This window comes from Streptomyces sp. NPDC046197, assembly GCF_040646295.1.
Taxonomy (GTDB): Bacteria; Actinomycetota; Actinomycetes; order Streptomycetales; family Streptomycetaceae; genus Streptomyces.
In genome coordinates, this window is sequence record NZ_JBEYZY010000012.1 from 230,568 (window position 1) to 251,653 (window position 21,086).

The 21,086-nt window shown below is 69.1% G+C and carries 23 protein-coding genes; 15 read left to right on the forward strand and 8 right to left on the reverse strand.

What is annotated here, in order from left to right; genetic code table 11:
* Positions 1-17 precede the first annotated feature (17 nt).
* Genes AB0A61_RS19400 through AB0A61_RS19410 form a run of 3 tightly spaced genes read left to right on the forward strand, consistent with a single transcriptional unit; the run spans position 18 to position 2,560 of the window.
* Positions 18-1,187, forward strand: coding sequence for a hypothetical protein (locus AB0A61_RS19400; protein ID WP_361293204.1), 1,170 nt, complete (start codon positions 18-20; stop codon positions 1,185-1,187).
* Between the two features lie 44 nt (positions 1,188-1,231).
* Complete coding sequence (locus tag AB0A61_RS19405; RefSeq protein ID WP_361293206.1) at positions 1,232-1,936, forward strand: hypothetical protein; 705 nt, start codon at positions 1,232-1,234, stop codon at positions 1,934-1,936.
* Between the two features lie 12 nt (positions 1,937-1,948).
* Complete coding sequence (locus tag AB0A61_RS19410) at positions 1,949-2,560, forward strand: hypothetical protein (protein WP_361293208.1); 612 nt, start codon at positions 1,949-1,951, stop codon at positions 2,558-2,560.
* 21 nt (positions 2,561-2,581) lie between these two features.
* On the opposite strand, the gene AB0A61_RS19415 is transcribed toward AB0A61_RS19410, so the two are convergent.
* Positions 2,582-4,540, reverse strand: a complete 1,959-nt coding sequence (locus tag AB0A61_RS19415) for a serine/threonine-protein kinase (RefSeq protein WP_361293210.1) — start codon at positions 4,538-4,540, stop codon at positions 2,582-2,584.
* A 222-nt stretch (positions 4,541-4,762) separates the two neighbouring features.
* On the opposite strand from AB0A61_RS19415, the gene AB0A61_RS19420 reads away from it, so the two are divergent.
* The gene (locus tag AB0A61_RS19420; RefSeq protein ID WP_361293212.1) at positions 4,763-5,599 is read left to right on the forward strand and encodes a class I SAM-dependent methyltransferase; all 837 of its coding nucleotides are present in this window, start codon (positions 4,763-4,765) and stop codon (positions 5,597-5,599) included.
* Positions 5,600-5,665: 66 nt separating this feature from the next.
* On the opposite strand, the gene AB0A61_RS19425 is transcribed toward AB0A61_RS19420, so the two are convergent.
* Positions 5,666-6,694 carry a YafY family protein gene (locus AB0A61_RS19425; protein WP_361293214.1) on the reverse strand — a complete coding sequence of 343 codons (1,029 nt, stop codon included), beginning with the start codon at positions 6,692-6,694 and terminating at the stop codon, positions 5,666-5,668.
* Between the two features lie 93 nt (positions 6,695-6,787).
* On the opposite strand from AB0A61_RS19425, the gene AB0A61_RS19430 reads away from it, so the two are divergent.
* Entirely contained in the window at positions 6,788-7,204 is a 417-nt protein-coding gene (locus AB0A61_RS19430; protein WP_361293216.1) for a VOC family protein, read from the forward strand.
* 144 nt (positions 7,205-7,348) lie between these two features.
* On the forward strand, positions 7,349-7,795 hold the full coding sequence (locus AB0A61_RS19435) for a DUF1772 domain-containing protein (protein WP_361293218.1): 447 nt from the start codon (positions 7,349-7,351) through the stop codon (positions 7,793-7,795).
* Between the two features lie 145 nt (positions 7,796-7,940).
* Here the strand turns inward: AB0A61_RS19435 and AB0A61_RS19440 are convergent, their stop codons facing one another.
* Positions 7,941-8,369, reverse strand: a complete 429-nt coding sequence (locus AB0A61_RS19440) for a hypothetical protein (RefSeq protein WP_361293220.1) — start codon at positions 8,367-8,369, stop codon at positions 7,941-7,943.
* A 257-nt stretch (positions 8,370-8,626) separates the two neighbouring features.
* Between AB0A61_RS19440 and AB0A61_RS19445 the strand changes: the two genes are divergently transcribed.
* The 3 genes from AB0A61_RS19445 (at position 8,627) to AB0A61_RS19455 (ending at position 10,903) form a co-directional block, all read left to right on the forward strand.
* Positions 8,627-9,451, forward strand: coding sequence for an SDR family NAD(P)-dependent oxidoreductase (locus AB0A61_RS19445; RefSeq protein ID WP_361293222.1), 825 nt, complete (start codon positions 8,627-8,629; stop codon positions 9,449-9,451).
* A 223-nt stretch (positions 9,452-9,674) separates the two neighbouring features.
* Positions 9,675-10,385, forward strand: a complete 711-nt coding sequence (locus AB0A61_RS19450; protein WP_361293224.1) for an inositol monophosphatase family protein — start codon at positions 9,675-9,677, stop codon at positions 10,383-10,385.
* Positions 10,386-10,552: 167 nt separating this feature from the next.
* Positions 10,553-10,903: a hypothetical protein gene (locus AB0A61_RS19455; RefSeq protein ID WP_361293226.1), complete on the forward strand. Its 351-nt coding sequence runs from the start codon at positions 10,553-10,555 to the stop codon at positions 10,901-10,903.
* A gap of 83 nt (positions 10,904-10,986) precedes the next feature.
* Here AB0A61_RS19455 and AB0A61_RS19460 read toward each other — a convergent pair whose 3' ends face one another.
* A complete protein-coding gene (locus AB0A61_RS19460; protein ID WP_361293228.1) occupies positions 10,987-11,568 on the reverse strand; it encodes a GNAT family N-acetyltransferase in 582 nt (193 codons plus the stop codon).
* A 175-nt stretch (positions 11,569-11,743) separates the two neighbouring features.
* On the opposite strand from AB0A61_RS19460, the gene AB0A61_RS19465 reads away from it, so the two are divergent.
* Positions 11,744-12,172, forward strand: coding sequence for a hypothetical protein (locus AB0A61_RS19465; RefSeq protein ID WP_361293230.1), 429 nt, complete (start codon positions 11,744-11,746; stop codon positions 12,170-12,172).
* Between the two features lie 86 nt (positions 12,173-12,258).
* Here the strand turns inward: AB0A61_RS19465 and AB0A61_RS19470 are convergent, their stop codons facing one another.
* The 3 genes from AB0A61_RS19470 to AB0A61_RS19480 form a co-directional block, all read right to left on the reverse strand.
* Positions 12,259-13,203: a DUF5996 family protein gene (locus AB0A61_RS19470; protein ID WP_361293232.1), complete on the reverse strand. Its 945-nt coding sequence runs from the start codon at positions 13,201-13,203 to the stop codon at positions 12,259-12,261.
* Between the two features lie 232 nt (positions 13,204-13,435).
* A complete protein-coding gene (gene fumC / locus AB0A61_RS19475) occupies positions 13,436-14,917 on the reverse strand; it encodes a class II fumarate hydratase (protein WP_361293234.1) in 1,482 nt (493 codons plus the stop codon).
* Positions 14,914-16,587: an NAD-dependent malic enzyme gene (locus AB0A61_RS19480; protein WP_361293236.1), complete on the reverse strand. Its 1,674-nt coding sequence runs from the start codon at positions 16,585-16,587 to the stop codon at positions 14,914-14,916. Before AB0A61_RS19480 ends, fumC begins: the two co-directional genes overlap by 4 nt.
* A gap of 512 nt (positions 16,588-17,099) precedes the next feature.
* On the opposite strand from AB0A61_RS19480, the gene AB0A61_RS19485 reads away from it, so the two are divergent.
* Together AB0A61_RS19485 and AB0A61_RS19490 are read left to right on the forward strand one after the other, a co-directional pair.
* A complete protein-coding gene (locus AB0A61_RS19485) occupies positions 17,100-17,669 on the forward strand; it encodes an SDR family NAD(P)-dependent oxidoreductase (RefSeq protein WP_361293238.1) in 570 nt (189 codons plus the stop codon).
* A 39-nt stretch (positions 17,670-17,708) separates the two neighbouring features.
* Complete coding sequence (locus AB0A61_RS19490; protein ID WP_361293240.1) at positions 17,709-17,858, forward strand: SDR family NAD(P)-dependent oxidoreductase; 150 nt, start codon at positions 17,709-17,711, stop codon at positions 17,856-17,858.
* Positions 17,859-18,110: 252 nt separating this feature from the next.
* Here AB0A61_RS19490 and AB0A61_RS19495 read toward each other — a convergent pair whose 3' ends face one another.
* Positions 18,111-19,160, reverse strand: coding sequence for an alpha/beta hydrolase (locus AB0A61_RS19495; protein WP_361293242.1), 1,050 nt, complete (start codon positions 19,158-19,160; stop codon positions 18,111-18,113).
* Between the two features lie 412 nt (positions 19,161-19,572).
* Between AB0A61_RS19495 and AB0A61_RS19500 the strand changes: the two genes are divergently transcribed.
* From AB0A61_RS19500 to AB0A61_RS19510, 3 genes are all read left to right on the forward strand, one after another.
* Complete coding sequence (locus AB0A61_RS19500) at positions 19,573-20,031, forward strand: VOC family protein (protein WP_361293244.1); 459 nt, start codon at positions 19,573-19,575, stop codon at positions 20,029-20,031.
* A gap of 143 nt (positions 20,032-20,174) precedes the next feature.
* Positions 20,175-20,621 (forward strand): SRPBCC domain-containing protein, encoded by a 447-nt coding sequence (locus tag AB0A61_RS19505; protein ID WP_361293246.1) that lies wholly within the window; start codon positions 20,175-20,177, stop codon positions 20,619-20,621.
* Positions 20,618-20,995, forward strand: coding sequence for a metalloregulator ArsR/SmtB family transcription factor (locus tag AB0A61_RS19510; RefSeq protein WP_361293248.1), 378 nt, complete (start codon positions 20,618-20,620; stop codon positions 20,993-20,995). Before AB0A61_RS19505 ends, AB0A61_RS19510 begins: the two co-directional genes overlap by 4 nt.
* Positions 20,996-21,086: the final 91 nt, after the last annotated feature.

Below are 21,086 nucleotides of genomic sequence, written 5' to 3' on the forward strand. Positions count from 1 at the left end.
CTGGAACGGGAAACCTCATGACTTCTCCAGTGGGGGACTGGCCGCTGCCCTCGGTTGTCCCGCTCGGCACTCTGGGACCGCTCGGCACCCCGCTGAGCAAGGGGGACGGACAGTCGAAGTCGGTCAGTCCGCTGACACAGCATCAGGGCTGGCTCGCCAAGCTCTACAACGGCCCGCTGGACACCGCTGCCACCACCCGGCTGGACACCCTGGTCGCGCTGCCGGGTGCCGCGTCGGACACGGACTGCGCGCTGCTGCGCTCGAGCACGTCGTGGCCGGTGGCGCGGATCACCGACCAGGGCGCCACCGTCGGCTGCGTCATTCCCACGGCGCCACCCAACTTCCGCGTCACCATTCAGGCCTCGGCCACCAGCAGCCTGGACAAGCACCTGGAGATCGACTGGCTCGCCATGCCCGACGCCACGCTCGTCGGACGCGGTGTGCGGGCACCGTCACCGCAGGAGCGGCTGAAGGTGTGCCGTTCGGTGGTGGCGGTGGCCGCGTGCCTGGAGCGCCACCGGATCGTCTACTCGGACTGGTCGTACTCCAACGCGTTCTGGGATCCGCTGACCCACGCGGCCTACGTCATCGACGTCGACGGCTGTGGGCAGGGCACCATGCCCAACATCTTCCAGCCCAACTGGGAGGACCCACTGACGCCCCGCGGCACCGCGGCCGACGGCGGTGCGGACCGTTTCCGGGTCGCGCTGCTCACCGCCCGGTGCCTGACCGGTGTGCGTGAGGCGTGGGACGCCGTGCACGTGCTGCCCACCGCCTGCGACCGCGCCGGTGCCCCCGGCCTGAGCGATGTCCTGCTCGACATGTTGCTCGCGGCCGACCGCCGCCACCGCCCGACCCTGGACACGCTGCACTCGGTGATGCTCGGACGGCCCTACTTCCGGCTCAAGGTCGACCGGGTGTCCGTCGCGTCACCCGCCGCGGCACCGCCGCAGGCGGACGCCGCCCCGGCCCACCAGAACGCGGCCGCCGGCCCGCCCGTGACCGTTCCTCCCACCTCAGGCGTCCCCGCGGCCCAGCCGACCGGCACCGCGCACTCGCCCTCTGCCCCCGCGGGCGGGCAGCAACCCACGACCGGCGGTCCGGGCGGGTCCCCCGCGGGCACCGCGACCGTCGTCGCCCTCCTGCTCCTGGTGCTCTTCGTCGTCGTCTTCATCACGTTGACCTGACGGCGACGCGCCCCGTCCCACGTCACGAAAGGACGAGTAACACCGTGTCCGACGCATGGTTCTCCACCGGCGGCAACGGCCCCGACCACGACATGAACTTCCGTCAGAAGTGCCTCCCCACCTACCTGGTGGTCGACGTCTCGTCGTCGATGTCGCCGTACCAGGACACCTTGAACCGCACCCTGGAGGACCTTCACCTCACCCTGTCCACCAACCCCCGGGTTTCCGAGTTCGCCCACATGTCGGTCCTGGTCTTCTCGCACGAGCCGATCCTGGTTCTGGAGATGACCGATCTCGCCTACGTGCCCTCGATGCCCACCGTGGTCTGCGGTGGTGGCACCCACTACGGGAAGGTCTTCGACCTGGTCCGGCAGCGCATCGACCTCGATGTGCCGGCGCTCAGCGCACAGCGCAAGGCCGTGCTGCGGCCCGCCGTGTTCTTCCTGACCGACGGCGAGCCCATGGACTCCGGCTGGGAACGCAACTTCCAGGCTCTGGTCGCCCCGGGATCCAGACGCCACCCGCACGTCATCACCTACGGCTTCGGCTCGGCCGACCCCAACGTCCTCAGCAAGGTCGCCACGAAGGCCGCGTTCATAGCCACCGGGAACAGCGACCAGAACGAAGCCCTCTCGAAAGCGATCAGCAGCCTGGTCAACACCCTCGTGGCATCCGCGGCGTCAGCCGAAATGCGCATCCCCGCAGAGGCCGAGGGCTACCGCTCCATTCCCGTCGAGTACGTCGACTGAACCGGGAACCCCATGTCGCAACGACAACTGACGCACCGCCGCCGTGCCAACCTGCTCTGGGCCGCCGGCATCGTGTCCGTGGCCTGCGCCTGGTCGGTGGGCCTCGGCTCCTCCTGGGGCCGTACCGACGACGCGAACACCTCCCGCGACGACGCGGGACCCCTGTTCGGTGTCCGTCATTCCACGGTTCACTACTCGGACCGGCAGATCGGCCTCAGCAGTACGGTCACGGTCACGCCCCTCGGCAAGAGCCGAGGACTCACCACGGCCGACGCCCAGATCACCTTCAACCTGGTGCCGGGCAGCGCCGGCGGGCAGAACTGGTCCTGCTCTGCCGTCCCGGAGCGATCCGGGGCTGCACAGTGCCAGATCAACACCCAAGTGGCGAACTCCGGACGCGCGTTGGAGGACTACCGGCTCAAGGTCGTCGCGGGTCCGGCGCCGCAGGCCGTCGAGGATCTGGCCGTCGGTCCGGTGCTGTCCGGGCTCCCTCCCGAACAGACATCGCCCGAGCCTCCCGGGGGCGGTGGCCGGAATCCGGCCGACGGCCGCACCGGCCGCACCGGCGACGACCGCGCCGGACAAGGCACCTCGGCCGTCACCAACGGCAAGAGACGGAACTGACCTGCGGGCCGGCCCACGCCGTCAGGGGTGCAGACTCTGCCCGGGGCCGGCCCCGCTGGCGGCGTCCAGCGCGTAGAGGTGCTTGTCCTGGCTGGTGGTGAAGACATACCCGGCGGCCACCGTTGGCGAGGTCGTCAGCCAACTGCCGGTGCGGTAGCGCCAGTGCAACGCACCAGTGACGGCGTCCAGCGCGTAGAGATGCCCGTCCAGGCTCCCCGCGTACAGCACTCCGCCGGTGATCGCCGCGGTGCAGCGGATGGCCCCGCCGGTGCGATAGCGCCAGCGGACCCCGCCCTGCGCCGCATCCAGTGCGTACACCCCGCCGTCGGTGCTGCCCACATAGACGGTGTCGTGAGACACGGTCGGCGCGGACCTGACCGGCCCGCCGGTGTGGTGCTGCCACAGCGGTGTGCCGGTGCGCCCGTCGACCGCGTGGACACACGCGTCCCCGCTGCCCGCGAAGACGACGCCGTCGGCCACCGCGGGCGACGCTTCCACGGCGCCGCCCAGGGTGATCCGCCACAGCCGCTCGCCGGTCGCGGCCCGCAGCGCGTGCAGCCGACCGGACTGGTCGCCCAGGAACAGCATTCCCGCGGCGGCGCAGCACTCCGAGGCGGTTCCGCCGCCGGTGTCGTAGCACCACCGGGATTCGCCGGTCCTGGCGTCCAGCCGCACCACTCGGCCGTCCCGGCCACTGACCAGCACGGCGTCACCGGTGACGGTGGGCCGGGCCGAGACGGGCTGTCTCGTCGTCGACCGCCAGAGCACGTCCCCACGGGCCGCGCCCAGTGCTGTCACCGAGTCCCGCCCGCCGACCACGACCAGGCCCGGGCGGCCGCCGGGCGGCGACACCGCTCCGCGGCCCACGCTGCGGCGCCAGGTCTCCCTGCCGGTCGCGAGGTCGTGTGCGTACAGCTTGCCGCCACTGTCCGACACGTACACCGTGCGGTCGAGCACCAGCGGAGAGGTCGGCAGCAGACCGAGTGCGCCGCTGCGCCAGGGACGGCCGAGCCGCCGGGTGGGCATCGCGTGCGGCATCCGACGGGTGCCGTTCGGCCCGAAGTGCGCGGCGGGGGACGGTGTCACCGCGCGTGCGTAACGGTTGATGTACGCCAATGCCGGGTCCGGGAGGACCCGCCGGGCGGCGCGCGACGGGTCCGAGCCCGCGGGACCGTGTGCCGTGCGGCGCGCGGTGCCCAGCACCTGCGCGGCGGACAACCGGCTCCCGGGCGCCGGCAGCAGGCACCGGCGGACCAGGTCGCCGAACTCCGCGGGCAGCCCGGTCAGATCAGGGGCCGCGTGACTGATCAGCTTTCTGAACACCTGGTGCCAGGACGTGCCGGTGTACGGCGCGTGCCCGGTGGCCGCGTACAGCAGTGTGGCGGCCAGCGCGTACACGTCGCCGGGGGCTTCCACCGCCCCCAGGTCGACCTGTTCGGGCGGCATGAAACCCGGCGTTCCGGCGGAGATTCCGGTCCGGGTGAAACGGCCACCGTCCATGATCTTGGCGATACCGAAGTCGATCACCCGTACACCGTCGGCTTCGATCAGCACATTGCCCGGCTTCAGGTCCCGGTGCAGCAGGCCCGCGCGATGGATGGAGACCAGCGCCTCGGCGATGCCGCGCGTGACCCACCACACCGCCGACGGCGGCAGCGGACCGCAGACGGCGACCAGATCGTGGAGTGTCGGTGCCGGGACGAATTCGGTGGCCAGCCACGGTTGCGGAGTTTCGGTGTCCGCGGCGATCAGAGCGGCGGTGAACCAGCCGCTGACCCGGCGAATGGCCGCCACCTCACGGCGAAACCGCTCCCGGAAATCCCGGTCCTGCCCATGGTGTCCGTGGGCGACCTTCACCGCCGCCAGTGAACCCGCGGGACTGCGACCGAGGAATACCCGCCCGAATCCGCCCTGCCCGAGACAACCGAGCAGTTCGAATTCTCCTGCTTTCCTGGGATCGTTGTTCCCCAGCTCTTGCACCTGTATCCCCCCGAACGTGCTGCTGGTGCGTCAGCCAGGAGAACAAGATATGCGACGAAAATGCCGCGCGGGCGCGAGTCGGAAGAACTCGGCAGAGACTGCCACTGCGGGTCCCGCCGCTCTGCTGTGCCGCAGGCTTTCCCGAGGGCGGTTTGCGGGCGGTGCGGCCTGGCCTGACCGCCCCGAGGTGTACGGTCCGTGTCCTGGCACGACAATGGACGTGTGGCACGTGAGGCCGGCTCCCGGAGCCCTCAGGGATCCGAGGGCCCCGGACGTTACGGCGAGCGGGTGTTCCGCCCGCAGGACGAGGGTGAGGCGGAGCGGATCGACCTTGCGGCGCTCGTGTACGACGCCACGACGATCGCGCGGCTGCGGCAGCTGGGTGCCGGTCCGGGCTGGCGTTGTCTGGACGTGGGCGCCGGAACCGGGACGGTGGCACGCCTGCTGCTGCGCGAAGCGGGCGTCGCCGAGGTCGTCGCCGCGGACCGGGACATCCGGTTCCTCAGGTCCGAGCCCGTCGCGGGACTGACCGCCCTCGAGACCGATGTGACCTCCGACCGCTTCGCGCCCGGTCTTTTCGATCTCGTCCACGCCAGGTTCGTGCTGATGCATCTGCCGGACCCCGCTCGGATGGTGCGGCAACTGGCCCGGCTGCTCGTGCCGGGAGGTGTACTCGTGCTGAGTGACGCGGTGGACGTGACGACCGACGACGCCCCGGACACGCCGTACATCCTCGCCATGCGGGCGATGTGGCGGGGACTGCGCGAGACGATCGGCACCGACATCTCGTGGGTGCCGCACTGTCCTCGGCTGATGCTCGCGGCGGGGCTGGCACCCGTGGCTGCCGAAATCCATGTGCCGCCCCTGGAGCCGGGCAGCCCCATCAGCCGCTTCTGGGCGGGAACTTGGGCCCGGGCACGTGTCGCGATGGTGGGGACGGGCCTGGTGGACGACGCCGGGATCGACGAAGCCGTGATCTGGCTGGACTCGCCCACATGCGCCGGACTGTCGCCCGGCATGCTGACCGCTTGGGGGTGGAAACCGGCGGGGACGGGGTGAACGGGCCATCGGACGGGCGACGATGTCTGACGCCCTCCCATGGGCTCGGCGCCGGTTACCGGATGATCAACGGGAATCCTGCGGGGACGCGAACCGGGCGAGGCGTTGCGCGAAGTCGGATACGAGGTCCCGTAGTTGGCTCGGCTGCTCGATGACGAACGGGCGGTCCAGCGCCGCGAGCAGAGGCGGGATCCAGTCGAGCCGCTCGGCGCGCAGGCGGACGCGGACCCAGCTCTCCCGCGGCGCCGGCTCGGCACCGTCCTCTGGTCGCACGGGCGTGTGCGACGCCGGAGGGGTGTCGTCGAGGACGGCGATTCCTTCGGGGAACTGTGAGCGGATGCGGGCGCGCGTTGCTTGAACGCGCAGTCTCACGTCGTACGTCCACGGATTCCGAGCGAGACCGTCCAGGACCTGCGCTCGGGCGTCGAAGCCGGCCGGCTCGTCGAAGGAACCGGGCAGTACCTCCAGGTGATCGATGCGGTCCGCCCGGAACGTGCGGATCTCCCCGCCGGCCGTGTCCGCGCCGGTGACGTACCACCGGCCCGAGTGGGCCACGAGACCGTAGGGGTGGAGAACCCGTTGGCTGCGTCTGCCGTCACGGGTGCAGTAGTGGATGCGGACCTGGTGCCGGTCCCAGGCGGCTTCCGCGAGGCTCAGCAGGATGCGGCCACCCGGCCCGGTGCCGGCGTCCTCGCTCGCCGTGGTGAACTCCGTCATCGCCAGCAGCGCTTCGAGGCGTCGGCCGAGCGGTCGAGGCAGCACCCGACGGAGCTTGGCGGCCGCGATGTCGGCGGCCGTGGCGGGCGTGGCGGCGAGCCCGGCCCGCCGCACGGTCATCAAGCCGAGCAACGTGGCCAGTGCTTCGTCGTCGGTCAGCATCAGCGGGGGAATCCGGTACCCGCGGGCGAGACGATAGCCCCCGTACCGTCCCCGCACCGACTCGACCGGCACATCGAGGTCGGCGAGGTGGTCGACGTACCGGCGGACCGTACGCGCATCCACGCCCAGCCGTTCGGCGATGTCGGCAACGGGGTGGACACCGCCGGCCTGGAGGATTTCCAGCAGGGCGAGCACCCGAGCAGTAGGACGACTCATGTCGGCAACTCTCCTCTGAATACCGGGCGGTTTCTGTCCGGTATCGGCCATACAGTCTGCCGCACGGCACATCACATCTCACGGGAGGTTGCCATGCGGTTTGCTTCGATCCGCGTCATCACGGAGGACGTCGGCCGACTGGTCGAGTTCTACGAGAGCGCCACGGGTCTGGCGGCGAAGAGGTCCACGGACGACTTCGCGGAGATCATCACGGCCGGCGGGACCCTCGCCCTTGCCGGCACCCGCACGGTGCAGGGGCTCGGTGCGCAGGCACCCCGGCCGGCCGCCAACCAGAGCGTGATCGTCGAGTTCCGCGTGGCCGATGTGGACCGCGCCTACGAAAGCCTCAGGAACCGCAACGACTTGGGTGCGGAGATCGTGAGCGGGCCGACCACGCAGCCGTGGGGCAACCGTTCACTGCTGTTCAGGGACCCGGACGGCAACCTGGTCAACTTCTTCGCGCCCGTCACCCCGGAGGCCGTCGGGCGATACGAGCAGCAGGAGCAGTAAGTGCTCGATCGAGACGGGCGGGGGCGGCAACGGGGCTGTGCGCACCTGGTTCCCCTAGCTTTGCTAGCCAATCGAGCGGCGTTCGGCCAGCATTGAATCAGATGCTAGCAGCGCTGGATGGCGTGTCGAGCCTCGGAGGGGAACATGCAGGACGCACTGGCCGTCGTCACGGTCGTGGTCGTCGGCCTGCTGGTGGGCGTGGAGTTCGCGGTGGCGGTCTTCGTCAATCCGATCCTCGACCGGCTGCCGAACGACGGCGGCCTCGCGGCTCGCAGCGACGGAGCCCGGGTTCTGGGCAGGGTGATGCCGTTCTGGTACATCGGCTCAGTGGTGCTCGGCATCCTCTGGGCGGTCGTGGCGTGGGGCGATACGGGGGCGGGACTCGTCGTCGCGGCCACCGCCCTGCTCGTCGTGAGCGTGCTGATGTCGATCGCCCTGCTCGTCCCGATCAACTCACGCGTGGCCCGGTGGACGCGGGACAGTGTCCCGGCGGACTGGAGGCAGCAGGTCGGCCGCTGGGACCGGTTCCATTATGTGCGCGTCGGCCTCATCGTCACGGCATTCGTCCTGCTGGTCGTCGGCAAAGCGTGACGCCCGGCGCCCTTGGAGTCGAGGCTCAACTCGCACCGGCGCGAGCGTCGTGGACGGCTGGGCTTCGGCGGACGGATCCGCCCCGGCGGACGCCATGCGCGGTCTCACGGCCACGCATGTGCCGTCCGCCGGGGCGAAGGCCGCCTTACAGGGTGGCGACGGTGTCCTGGTTGGCGTAGCTGAACCCGTCGTTGTCGAAGTAGAAGACTGTGACCTTGACCTTGTCCCCCTTTTCGAACTGCGAGCCGACGGCCGTGCGCATCGTGATCTGCGCGACGTGGTCGTTGTAGTCGCAGACGAGCTTGTCCTTCTTGATGGTGCCCGCTGCGATCGCCTGGAGGTGGGTGTTCTTCCTGAGCGTGGTCGCGTTGGCCACGAGCTCGTGGTCCATGCCCGGGTCGCAGGAGTAGGTGACCTGCACCTGCACGCTCGGGGCGTGGAACGACACCTTGTCGATGGCGATCAGGTTGGCCTTGGCCGCCGCCGAAGGCGCGGTCGCCAGGACCCCCGCACCGGCCAGAAGAGCAGCGGCCGCGGCACCGGCGAGACCTCGCCGCAGGCTGGATGACTTCATCGGTTTCTTCCTTCCCCCTGAGCCGTCACCCTTGGTCAAGGTGTGGAGGTTTCTCCAACTAAGCGGGTGACTGCAACAGTTGATCGATTTTCGATAGGGATCGTACGTGATCTTCGAAGATTTCGGGAACGAACACCGAGCGATGTGTGCCGCGCCCGTCGGCCGGTGAACGGCGTGGGGGAGACCTGGCTGGTGGTGGCGACACCAGGCTCGGCACACACTGCCAGGGCCGCACCACGCCTGCAAAGATCACAGCCATGAACCAACGCACGACTCTGATCACCGGAGCGACCCAGGGACTGGGCCGAGGTATCGCACTCGACCTGGCCGCACGCGGCGACACCGTGCTGCTGCACGGCCGCGACCGCACCCGCCTCGACGCGGTGGCGGACGAGATCCGCGCCACCGCCCCGGCCGCCACGGTCCGTACCTATCTCGCGGACCTGGCCGACCTCGACCAGGTACACGCGATGGCCGCCCAGGTGCGTGCGGCGGAGCCCCGGCTCGACGCGCTGGTCAACAACGCGGTTGCCGGTGGCGGTTCCGAGCCCTTGAGGCGGGAGCTGAGCAGACAGGGGTACGAGCTGCGGTTCGCCGTCAACCACCTCGCCCCGTACGCCCTCATCCGCGACCTGCTGCCGCTGCTCACCGCATCGGCCCCGGCCCGCGTGGTGAACGTGGCCTCGATCGGCCAGGACGCCATCGACTTCGACGACGTCATGCTGGAGCACGACTACGAGGGGCTGCGCGCCTACTGCCGGAGCAAGCTCGCGATGATCATGGCGACGTTCGAGCTGGCCGCGGAACTGGACGGCACCGGCGTCACCGTGAACACCCTCCACCCGGCCCATCTGATGGACACCAGAGGCGTACGCGAATACGGCCTCACCCCGGCGACGAGCATCGACGAGGGCGTACGGCCGACCGTGCGGCTGATCACCGACCCGGATCTGGAATCCACCACCGGCCGCTACTTCGACCAGTTCACGGAGGCTCGCGCGCACGAGCAGGCGTACGACGGCGAGGCACGCCGACGCCTCATGGAGCTGACGCACCGTCTGATCGGGCAGTACGGGGGCTGAGACTGCTCAGCCGAGGCACCTCTGGGCCGCCGCGGTGGCCACACGTTGCACGGTCGCCTGCCAGTGGTCCACCCCGGGCACACGCAGACCGACGACTCTGTGCCGCGTCATCGGCGCGGCGCAGAGCCACCGCCGCCGCGAAGTCGGGGTCGGCCTCGAACGCGGCGACCTCCTCCGGTGTCATGGCTCCGCCCTGGCGGCCGAGGGTGCGTGCGCTCTCCGGTTGGAGCTCCTCGTCGTCCGGGTGCCGCTCGGCGGTGCGGACGGTACGCCGATGATGCGGCCGGACATCCTGGTGGACACCGCGATCGCCGAGGTCTTGGAAACCCACCGGATCAATCTGCTCAGTGAGGAGCTGGGCGGCATCGACAACGGCTCCGCGGTGACACTCGTCACCGACCCGGTGGACGGCACGGCGAATGCCGTCTCGGGCGTCCCGCTGCCCGCCTTCGCGGGCGTGGCCGCGGTGGACGGCGTGCCGACGGAGGCGTTGACCTGCTGGCTGGACACCGGGCGTTGCAGGCACACGGTGGCGGGGCGGCCTTCGTCGTACCGGACCAGTGGCCGAACGGAGCTCGACGGCGCCGCCGTGAGTCTGCTGCGGCCGCAGCCTCACATCGCCGACGCATGGTGGCGGGTGGCGACGCGGGCCTCCAGGATCCGCATCCTGTCGACGAGTTGCCTGGAAGCGATGCTGGTGGCCGAGGGGTCGACGGACGCGTTCGCCGACGCCGGATCCGACACCCACCGGATCGTGGACCTGGCGGCCGCGATGGTGACCGTACCCGCAGCGGGCGGCGCGGTGATCGATGTGCACGGCCGGCCGCTGGAGATCGACCCCGACCTCACCCGCCGCTGGTCGGGCGTGGTCACGGCGAGCCCGCGGCTCGCCGAGGAACTGGCGGGCACCATCCGTGGAACGGAGGGCCGATGACCACTCGTGTTCCCTCGTGACCCCCTCGGGCGCGAGCGGCGCACGAGCGAGCGGTTCACCGGCGAGCACCCCGCGACCCTGTCAATTCTCAGGTTCACACCGTAGCGCCGGTGGTCTTCACTGATCGAGCAAGCTCAGACAACGGGAACCACCTCACGGGGGAACACGTGAACCGAAAGAAGATCCTCACCACCGGACTCGCGACGACGCTCTCCGCCCTGGCCCTGTCTCTCGGCGGCATCGCCCTTCCGGCCCAGGCCGCCCAGGTCGCCCAGGCCGCGCGGGACGGCGTCGACTGCGACGGCTGGGTGCACAACAACGACCCGAACGAGGGCATCGCGGGCTGCACCAACAACACCGGACGCACCATCACCTTCCGCGCCGAAATCGTCTGCGGCTGGGCACCGGACGTCTCCGGCCAGTGGGTGACGCTGGCCCCGGGGCAGTACGGCGAGTCCACGGGCGTGTGCGCGTTCTACAGCACGGGCGTCGGCAGCGTGGGCTGGACCATCCAGTAAGGGCGACGACGGCCGAGCCCGCCAGAGGCCGGGACCTCCACGAGGTCCCGGCCCCGCCGTGCGGCAGGTCCCTGCAGGCAGCGTCACCAGAGCTTGTCGATCTCTCCGGGATACAGCTCGATACGACTGTCCCGGAATGCCTCCTCGGCCTTCTGGCCCTCGGGCGAGAAGAAGTCGGCCATGGTGACCTTGTGGAAGCCGGGCGAGTCGCTGGGAAAGGGATCCTCGGGAGTCCCGCCGATCAGCACGGAACCCGGAAGCACCCGCCAGCCCGCACTCTCGTAGAACGCCCGCAGTGGGCTGTCGCAGGTGAACAACCCCAGATCCAGGTTCAGCGCGATCATCGTCTCCCGGGCCGCCGTCACCAGGTGTCGGCCGTGCCCGCGGCCACGGGCCTCCCGCCGCGTCACCACCGTGCTGAGCCCGCCGGCGGCATAGCGCCCACCTGCGTGGACGATCTCCTTGGACAGGACGTCCAGCGCCGCGAGGACCACTCCGTCGTCCACGAGCAGCAGCGACAAGGGCCGCAGCGCAAGATCGTGGACCGGAGCGTCGGCAGGAACGACCGACCCGGGGGAAGACGGCCACGCCTGCTCCTGGAGCTCCCGCACCTGCGCACGCAACTCGAACGGCGTGGCCTCTTCAGCGAACGACAGAATCTGCACGCGCTGATTCTGGCCACTCTCCGTGAAGGAGCAAAGTGTTTTCCTCGTGCCCGGGATCCGGGAACCTCCCCCGGAAGATGCGCCAGGCCGGGCAACGCGGACCGCCGTTGGACGGGACGGCAGTTGACGCCGCCCGGTCGTGTTTGCCGTCGGCCTGACGGGCAACGCGCTGGACATGAGCGAACCGAACAACAACACCCACCAAAAGACCGAACGCCAGCGCGCGACCGCGGCCAAGGCCCGGCGCACCGCCGACAAGGCGACCGCGCCGGCCACGCGCGCCGCCACGGGCGCCGCGGCGAAGGCCGATGACGCCGCGACAGCGGCCAAGTCCGGCGCCGCCGAGGCCGTCGATGCGGCGAACGGGGTCGTGCACAGTGCGGCGAAGAACGTGGAAGCCGGCCGCCAGGCGATCGTCGCGGCCTCCGGACGCGCTGCGGCCACCGCGAAGACGGCCTGGGCGGTCATCGCCCGGCGCAAGCTCGTCGCCGCCGGACTGGGCGGCGGTCTGGCCGCTCTCAGCGCCGCGTCCTACACGGTGGGCCGCCGTGCGGGTCGCCGCACACAGGGGCCCATCACCCGCTTCACCGGCGGACGTATCTGACGCGGTTTCTCCGGCCGTCGGCCCGCGCGCCGGTCGCTCCCAACGTCCCCGGCCGACCGACGACGAGCCCGCCGATCGAGTCCCTGTCACTGAAAGTCCTGCAGGCGATGGGGGTCGCATTCGAGCCATGCGCGGTCCCACCGTCCACGTTCGGCTGCCGCCTCATAGGTGCTCTGAAGGAATGCGATGAGCACGTCATCCGGGTCACTGGCGGTGCGAACGTCCTCGTACGGCAGGAGGAACTGGCCGTTTTCCCTGCTGTAGAAGGCAGCGGCCGGAGTGACAGGGTGATCGGCGAAGCCGTCGGGCTCCGGGTAGGCATAGGCGTAGAAGGCGCCTTCCTCGCCGCCGCCGGGCCAGAAGCCGCAGCTGCTCAGCTCGCGGGAGTAGCCTTCCACCATCACCCAGTCACCGCAGTGGGGTGCGCCGCCCGGGTGTTGTGGGGCGGAGCGGCCGGAGAACCTCGTGCAGGCCAGGTCCATGGCCCCCCAGAAGTAGTGCACGGGGCTGACCTTGCCCGTGAAGCGTGAGCGGAAATCGCCCATGACGCGACGGGCCTGCATCAGTTGCTGCCAGAAGAGGCGGGCCGCGGCGGCGTCGTAGGAAGCGTGGCGGTCATCCTCGGCGAACGGGATCGCCGGTTCCACTTCGTTCGGATGCGCCTGTATCCGCGCCTCGATCCCCACCTCGCCCAGGGCGCGCATCGTCTCGGCGTAGAACCGGGCCACGGGCTTGGGCTCCAGGGCCACTCTGCGGACGGCGCCATCGCTGGTGCGGATGCACAGCTGGTGGTCGATGAAGTCGAACTCGATATCGAAGGCTCCGGATCCGTACGGGATGACCGAAGTGGTCAGCCCGCGTGGACTGACGTACAGCGTGACCTGCCACCAGTGGTTTATCAGTGGTGCGTGGGCCAGGCGCACTTTGCCGACGATCTGGGTCCACATGTGCAGGGTGTCTCTGGTTTCGACCCAGTCGGCCACCCGGAGCCGCGGCCATGCCGCACTCGTGTGCGTTGTCTGCTGTGTCACCGTTGTGCCTTCCGGATGGGCGTCATCGGTGTTCGGGGCGGGCCCGGCCGGTGGGAAGGGCCGAGCCGCTGCACAGGTTCCCCGGGACAGCTGGGTTCCCAGTGCCGGCCGGGGGCGGGTTCCTCCTTAAGCAGGTTCGCTTCCGCGCGCCGCATGGGCAACTCGAACGGGTGCAGGCCACCGGTGTCGGACGACTCGGAAGATTTCGGTGGCCAAGGCCCTGGCGGCTGCCCTATGTCCGGCCGACCATGGCGGCGGGTTTGACGATGCGGTCGAAGTCCTTGGCACTGATGTAGCCGGAGGCCACCGCTGCCGCGCGCAGGGTGGTGTCCTCGTCGTTGGCCTTGTGGGCGATCGCGGAGGCCCTGTCGTAGCCGATCACGGGCGAGAGGGCGGTGACCAGCATGAGGGACCGGTCGACGTAGGCGTCGATCTGGTCCCGGTTGAGCTGGGCGCCGTCGATGCAGTATTCGCGCATCTTGGTACAGGCGTCGGCGAGGATGGTCGCTGCGTGCAGAAAGTTGTTGATGATGACCGGACGCATGGCGTTGAGTTCGAAGTTGCCCTGTGTGCCGGCGAAGGCGATGGCCTCGTCCTCGGACAGCACCTGGATGCAGACCATGACCATCGCCTCGCACTGGGTCGGGTTGACCTTGCCGGGCATGATCGAGGAGCCGGGCTCGTTCGCCGGGAGGATGAGTTCGTCGAGGCCGCAGCGGGGCCCGGAGGCCAGCCAGCGGATGTCGTTGGCGATCTTCATCAGGGGCACGGCCAGGGCCCGCAGCCCCGCGGAGGCGCCGGCCATGGCGTCCAGGCCGCCCTGGGCGGCGAATTTGTTCTGCGCGGTGGTGAACGGGTAACCCGTCGCCTCGGCGATCTCCGCCGCGACCTGCTTACCGAATCCGGGTGGTGCGTTGAGTCCCGTCCCCACCGCGGTGCCGCCCATGGCGAGCTCGTAGAGCCCCTCGGCGGCGCTGGTCACCCGGTCGATGGCTTGTTGCAGTTGGTGGGCGTAGCCGGACCATTCCTGCCCCACGGTGAGGGGAACGGCGTCCTCCAGGTGGGTGCGGCCGATCTTCACCACGTCGTGCCACTGCCGAGCCTTGTTCTCGATGGCGTGCTGCAGTGCCTGCACGCTGGGCAACAGGTGCTCGTGGATCTCCTTGACCGCGGCGATGTGCATGGCGGTGGGGAAGGTGTCGTTGGAAGACTGCCCCATGTTGACGTGGTCGTTGGGATGGACCGGGGACTTGCTGCCCAGTTCCCCGCCGGCCAGTTGGATGGCGCGGTTGCTGATCACCTCGTTGGTATTCATGTTGGACTGCGTCCCGGAGCCCGTCTGCCACACGTACAGCGGGAAGTGATCGTCCAGTTCACCCGCGATGACTTCGTCGGCCACTCGTTGGATCAGGTCGGCCTTCCAGTGGGGGAGACGTCCGGCGCGCCCGTTGACGATGGCGGCGGCCTTCTTGACGTAGCCGTAGGCGTGGTAGACCGCCTTGGGCATCCGGTCGTCCCCGATGGAGAAGTGGATCAGGGAGCGTTGGGTCTGGGCGCCCCAGTAGCGGTCCGCGGGGACGTCGATGGCCCCCATGGAGTCGGTCTCCCGCCGGGTGCCGGTCGCGTGAACTCCGATGGGGATGTCGCGGATCTTCGGGGCTTCGTCCCGGCCGGACGACCCGGACCGGTCGGCAGCGGAGTGTTGGGTGTTCATGCTGCGGCTCCCTCGGTGTAGACCGGCTGCCACATGGCCTCCCTGACGGCCTCTGCGGTGTCGACCGGCTTGGAGGTGGCCACGCCGTCGTCGAGCGCCGCCTTGACTACGGCGGTCGCAGTGATCGCGGACGACTCCCGGAGGTTGTCCACAGGCGGCAGCAGGGAGGCGCCCGGCCCCGATGGGTCGACCTGGTTCGCGACGGCCTGCGCGGCCGCCAGCAGCATGCCCGCGGTCACCTGGGACGCCTCGGAGACGATCGTGCCCAGACCCAGTCCCGGATACAGCAGCGCGTTGTTGGCCTGTCCGATCTGGTAGGTCACGCCGTCGTACTCCACGGGCGCGACGGGGATGCCGGTCGCGACGAGCGCCTTGCCCCTGGACCAGACGAGGACGTCGGCGGGCATGGCCTCGATCCTGGAGGTGGGGTTGGAGATCGGGAAGATGATCGGCCGCTCGGTCCCCTCGGACATGGCCTCGACGACCTCGCGGGTGAACGCGCCGTGCACCGTGGAAGTGCCCAGCAGGATCGTCGGCTTGACCCTGCGAACCGCTTCCAGCAGTGAGATCGCGCCATCGCTCCGGGCCCAGTCCGCGACCTCCGACGGTTCGCGCGCGTAGGTCTGCTGGAAGTCGCGCAGATCGGTCATGTCACGGGTGAGCAGGCCCTGTTTGTCGATCAGCCATACCTGGGCGGCGGCCTGCTCCGGATCCGCGCCGTCGCGGATCATCGCGTCCCGCAGCTGGTCGGCGATGCCCACCCCGGCGGTTCCGGCGCCGAAGACGACCAGCTTCTGGTCCCGCATCCGCACGCCACTGACCCTGACGGCGGACAGGGCGGCGGCCAGCGTGATGGCTCCGGTGCCCTGCATGTCGTCGTTGAAGATCCGGTACCGGCCGCCGTACTGCTCCAGGATCCGCCGTGCGTTGCTGGGACCGAAGTCCTCGAAGTGCAGCAGCGCATTGGGAAACGTGGACGATGCCGTCTCCAGGTACTTCTCGATGAACGCGTCGTAGTCGGCGCCGTGGACGCGAGGGTGCCGGTTGCCCAGATACAGCGGGTCCTCCAGCAGCGATGTGCGGTCCGTGCCCACATCCAGCGACACAGCAACGACGCGGCGAGGGTCGATGCCGGCGGCGGCCGTGTACACCGCGAGCTTCCCGACCGAGATCTGGATCCCTCCCACGCCCCAGTCGCCGATGCCCAGGATCTCCTCCGCGTCGGTGCACACGATCAAGTCCACGTTCTCGGGCCCGAGTTGCAGCGTGGCAAAGGCCTTTTCCATGTCGTCGGGCCGGTCGATGGACAGGAAAATGCCCCGTGGGCGCCGGTACTCGTGTGAGTACTTCTCGATCGCCTCTCCCACAGTGGGGTCGTACACGATCGGCAACAGCTCGGCGAGGTGGTCGCCGAGTACCTTGAAGTACAGGGTTTCGTTGCGATCATGCAGCTGTTCCAGATACACGTTCTTGGCGAGATCGCTGTCCTGAACCTGCATCTGCTGGTAGGCACGTTGTGCCTGCCGCTCGAGCGTGAGCACTCCAGAGGGCAGGCGCCCGGTGAGGCCGAGCGCGTCCCTCTCCTCGGGCGTGAAGGCCACGCCACGATTGCGAAGCGGATCGACGAGGATGCTCGGCGTCGCCGGGGTCTGCGCGTGGCTCTCGGTCATGGGAATCTCCCTGTGTGCGCATGCCGAGTCGGTTCTGACCGGGGTGACTGCGTGGACACACTCCATGCCACGGCCACCGGCGGGTCGAAGGGGAGCCGGGGACGCGGACGTGCGATGCCCGTCACCCAGACAGCAGGTGCGGCCATCGCCGCGAAAGTCGGGCGAGAGCGTGCCTCGATCGGAACCAGCGGAGGCCTGCGTGGCTCCGGGGCCCGGCGGAATATGGAGGTCTGAGGCTGGTGTCCCCACGCGGGCGGCGCTGGCACCTACGCCGCCCGGCGGGCCAGCCACGCACATCGCGATGGACGCCTCGTCGGTGCCACGGTCTGAGTTCAGGCTAACTACCGGCTGACGGGCTGCGCGACCTCACTTGGCGACGCGGCGGATGACCAGCACGGCTATGTCGTCGAGGTGATCCACCGCGACCGCGGCGCCAAGGATGCGGTCTGCGGTTGCCTCTGCGTTCAGCCCGTCCTGAAGAGCAGCGTCGGCCGCGCGGGTCGACGTGCAGCATGGCGCAGCCGGCGAAGCGCATGCTGACGGTGAACCTGCAGGGCCTGCTGCATGTCACCCACGCGGCGCTGCCGCATCTGCTGCGCGCCGCCGAGGACTCCCCCCGCCGCGTCGCGGACCTGGTCAACATCAGATCGACCGCCGGGCGTGTGGCCCGGCCGGGCACGGCGGTCCACAGCATGACGAAGTTCGGCGTGAACGGGTTCACCGAGGCCCTGCGCCAGGAGGTCATGCGACAGCGAGTGCGCGTGAGCGTGGTCGAACCGGGGACGGTGAACACCGAGTTCGTCACACACTCGCGGGACGAGATCAGGGCGTCACCGGACCAGCAACTGGCCGGGATGGAGATGCTGCGTCCCGAGGACATCGCCGACGCGGTTGCCTTCGTCGTCACGCGCGACCGCCGGGTGTCGTCAACGAGGTCCTCGTCCGCGCCGCCGATCAGACCTGGTGAAACCCGTTACGGCACAGACCCGCCGGCGGCAGATCTCCATCGGCGTGCCCGCGATCGCCGCGACAGCCGTCTGACGGCGCCCCCCACCGAAGCACCCGGTGACCTGCCGCCCTGAGGAGATCGGGACGGCCCGCCGGAAGGAGCACGCAGACATATGGAACAGCAATTCGGAGGCGCTACGGCACTGGTCACCGGCGGCGGCACCGGCATCGGCCGGGCCTGCGCACTGGCCCTGGCCACAGCCGGCTGCACCGTGACCGTCGCAGGACGTACCGAGGACGTACCGTGGCGACACTCGAAGTAACCCGTACGCAGGATCAACGAGCCGGCGGTGCGGCCCGCTATGTCCAGTGCGACGTCGACGAGGATTCGGTCGCACACGCCGTCCAAGTGGCCGCACCGCTGATCGCCGAGGGCCGATCACCGGACGTGATGGCGGCCGGGGTGGCGGCACACCCCATCGGCAGGATCGCGGAGGACAAGCGACTTGCCTGTGCGCTCCTTCCACCACATCGCCCTCTCCGTCGCGGATCTCGACCGGCAACGCCACTTCAGGTCAGAATCCATCGACTTCTACGACAGCCTCTGCGAAGGCCTGCGGAGCCTCCTGCGGAACGTTGTGTCCTACGGCCAGGGTCCGGTGTGCGTATTTTCCCGTGAATTTCTTACGATAAGCCGATCCGTTTCCCGGCGGGGTGAACGGATCGTGGGCTCCGTCAATGGTGATCGTCGGTACCCCGATGACAGGCGCCGTGGCGAGACGCTTTTCCAGGGCGTCGTACCGGGGCTCACCTTTCGCGAGCCCAAGTCGCCAGCGGTAATTGTCGATCACGATACTGACGTAATCCGGGTTTTGGAAAGCTGCTGCCGTGCGATCGAAGGTGGCTTCGCTGAAATTCCATGTCGGAGAGTTGAACCGCCACACCAGTTTGGCCAAGTCGTGTCGGTACTCCTCGAGGCCAAGCACACCTCTTTCGGTGGCGAAGTAGTATTGATACCACCATGCCCATTCGCTCTTCGGTGGCGACGGCATCTTATTGGCTTCGACATTCACGATCAGATAGCCGGTCACGGAGATCAGCGCCTTGCAGCGCTCCGGCCAGAGAGCCGCTATGATGTCGCCCGTCCGTGATCCCCAGTCGTACCCGGCGAGGATGGCCCTATCAATCCTGAGGGCGTCCATCAGGGCGATGGTGTCAACAGCGAACGCCGACTGTTGGGCATTCCTGGGCGTTTTGCTTGAAAGGAATCGCGTCGTGCCGTGACCTCGCAGATAAGGGACAACCACCCTGTATCCCTTCGCTGCGAGCAAAGGCGCGACCGCGACGTAGCTGTGAATGTCGTAGGGCCAGCCATGCAGAAGTACAACCGGCTGCCCGTGCACAGGTCCGGCCTCGACATACCCTACGCTCAGATCGCCGGCTTTGATCTGTTTCACGGGACCAAAGGATGTGCGTGTCACAGGGTTGTCTGCGGGGTAAGCCACAGGTTCTTCCGGCTTGTACTGCACACTACCGGCCATTCCGAACTGGGCCGTCGCCGCAGCAGCGGCGGCTGCGGCGCCGAGGAAGTGACGACGACTGTGCGTGAGCCGGGGTATTTCCATCGACGCATCTCCTTGTTGAGACGGCACTGGCGGTCCACGGATGCCGTGACATTGAATGAGGGAGTCGGGAATCACATTCGCCTGATATTCGCGCCGGGGTCTTCATGACTGCACCCTCGTACTGACGCTTCCTCCCTGCCATGCAACACCCGTCAGAGTGGTGGCGCCTCGCGCATTGCTCCGCCTGAGTGATTCGAGCACCCGGCCCGTTTTCTCGCACAGGCGGCCGTGCTGACCGTTGCGACCTGCCTTCTCGCGGCCAATGCGGTCGAGTAGGGGAAACGATGGCCGTGCGAGCACCGCCGGCCGCTTGTTCCCCGATCGAGCGGGGAACCCGGGCTCAGCCGGTCCCGGCACGTGGTGGGCCCGGTGTACGGCCTGGCTCCGCACCCGCACGAGAAGGGGCACGGCGATGACGACTCCTGGCGATCTGCCCACACCCGAGCAGGGGCTTGTTCTCACTCATTTCCTGACCGTGCGCGACGTCGCGAGATCGAGTCGCTTCTACGCCGAGATCTTCGGCGGTGAGGTCGTGCTGAAGGAGAACCCGGCCATCGTGAAGGTGGCCAACAGCTGGATCATCATGAACCCCGGAGGGGGACCCACCCCGGACAAGCCCGGTGTGACCCTGGCACCGCCGGGGACCGCAGACACCGTTTCCAGCTTCCTGAACGTCCGTGTCGCCGACATCGGCGCCTTCTACGCCGACGCCGTGGCCAAGGGTGCCGAGTTCCTCACGGAGCCTCTTGACCGGAAGGCCGAGCTGCGCTGCTACCTGCGCGACCCCGACGGCTACCTCATCGAGGTCGGCCAGGCCACCGGCATGCTCCACGGCGTGTTCGCCGATCCCTCTGCCGGATCGGGTCGCTAGTGCCCCCACAGGCAATGTTCGCCCCGGGGCACTGGTCCGGCGGCAGGGGGCAGGATCCGTGTGCAACTCTCGGGTTGCGTGTCGGGGATCCGCGTGCAACTCTAGAGTTGCACATCCGATGGCGGAAACGAAGGAGTCCCCTCATGAGCGAGGACCGGATCGAACGCGAAACCCTGATCGAGGCGCCCTTGGAACGGGTCTGGTCACTGGTGGCCCAGCCCGGGTTCTGGGTCGCCGACAAGGCGAGCCTGCCCGGCACCGTGGCCAAGGAAGGCGAGTCGATGGTGGCGCGGAACCCCGAGCACGGCGACTTCCCGGTGCGCGTGGAGAAGGTCCAGCCGCCTACGTACCTGGCCTACCGCTGGACCAGCGCATTCCCCGGCGAAGAGCTGCGCGAGGACAACAGCACCCTCGTGGAGTTCACACTGACCCAGGAAGGGGACCGGACGCGCCTGCGTGTCGTGGAAAGCGGGTTCGCGGCGCTGGCCGGCTCCGAGGAACTGCGCAGTCAGAACCTGAAGGACCACAGCGAAGGCTGGCCTCTGGAACTCGACGCGCTCAAGGCGCGCGCCGAACAGCCCTCCACGTGACGGAAGACCGACCTGGCGCCACCGAGATCGTCGACAGCGTCCTCGGCGCGCTCGCCGACCCGACGCGACGCCGGCTGCTCGATCTGCTCGCCGCTCAGGGCGAGGCCACCGCGACGACGCTCGCCGAACGGCTTCCCGTTTCGCGGCAGGCGGTGGTCAAGCACCTCGCCGTCCTGGACGCCGCCGGGCTGGTTTCCGGCAGCCGGGTCGGACGCGAGGTTCGGTACGAGGTCCGGCCCGCGGCACTGGACGCGACGGCGCGGTGGATGGCCTCGCTCGCGGCCGACTGGGATCGGCGCCTGGCCAACATCAAACGCGTCGCCGAGGCAGCGGAACGGGATGTCGCCGAGGCGGCGGACCGGGATACGGGCTAGTGCCCCGGCAGGCAATGTTCGCCCCGTCGCGACGCCCGGCACGCACTCTCGCCGCACCGGCCGAAAGCCCAAGTACGTCCAGTACGAGGAC

What these genes read in the sequence shown, in the direction of transcription:
- AB0A61_RS19400 (WP_361293204.1), top strand. Translation starts at nt 18, where the DNA reads ATGACTTCTCCAGTGGGGGACTGGCCGCTGCCCTCGGTTGTCCCGCTC.
- AB0A61_RS19410 (WP_361293208.1), top strand. Translation starts at nt 1,949, where the DNA reads ATGTCGCAACGACAACTGACGCACCGCCGCCGTGCCAACCTGCTCTGG.
- AB0A61_RS19425 (WP_361293214.1), bottom strand. Translation starts at nt 6,694, where the DNA reads ATGAGTCGTCCTACTGCTCGGGTGCTCGCCCTGCTGGAAATCCTCCAG.
- AB0A61_RS19430 (WP_361293216.1), top strand. Translation starts at nt 6,788, where the DNA reads ATGCGGTTTGCTTCGATCCGCGTCATCACGGAGGACGTCGGCCGACTG.
- AB0A61_RS19435 (WP_361293218.1), top strand. Translation starts at nt 7,349, where the DNA reads ATGCAGGACGCACTGGCCGTCGTCACGGTCGTGGTCGTCGGCCTGCTG.
- AB0A61_RS19440 (WP_361293220.1), bottom strand. Translation starts at nt 8,369, where the DNA reads ATGAAGTCATCCAGCCTGCGGCGAGGTCTCGCCGGTGCCGCGGCCGCT.
- AB0A61_RS19445 (WP_361293222.1), top strand. Translation starts at nt 8,627, where the DNA reads ATGAACCAACGCACGACTCTGATCACCGGAGCGACCCAGGGACTGGGC.
- AB0A61_RS19465 (WP_361293230.1), top strand. Translation starts at nt 11,744, where the DNA reads ATGAGCGAACCGAACAACAACACCCACCAAAAGACCGAACGCCAGCGC.
- fumC (WP_361293234.1), bottom strand. Translation starts at nt 14,917, where the DNA reads ATGAACACCCAACACTCCGCTGCCGACCGGTCCGGGTCGTCCGGCCGG.
- AB0A61_RS19480 (WP_361293236.1), bottom strand. Translation starts at nt 16,587, where the DNA reads ATGACCGAGAGCCACGCGCAGACCCCGGCGACGCCGAGCATCCTCGTC.
- AB0A61_RS19485 (WP_361293238.1), top strand. Translation starts at nt 17,100, where the DNA reads ATGGCGCAGCCGGCGAAGCGCATGCTGACGGTGAACCTGCAGGGCCTG.
- AB0A61_RS19490 (WP_361293240.1), top strand. Translation starts at nt 17,709, where the DNA reads ATGGAACAGCAATTCGGAGGCGCTACGGCACTGGTCACCGGCGGCGGC.
- AB0A61_RS19495 (WP_361293242.1), bottom strand. Translation starts at nt 19,160, where the DNA reads ATGGAAATACCCCGGCTCACGCACAGTCGTCGTCACTTCCTCGGCGCC.
- AB0A61_RS19500 (WP_361293244.1), top strand. Translation starts at nt 19,573, where the DNA reads ATGACGACTCCTGGCGATCTGCCCACACCCGAGCAGGGGCTTGTTCTC.
- AB0A61_RS19505 (WP_361293246.1), top strand. Translation starts at nt 20,175, where the DNA reads ATGAGCGAGGACCGGATCGAACGCGAAACCCTGATCGAGGCGCCCTTG.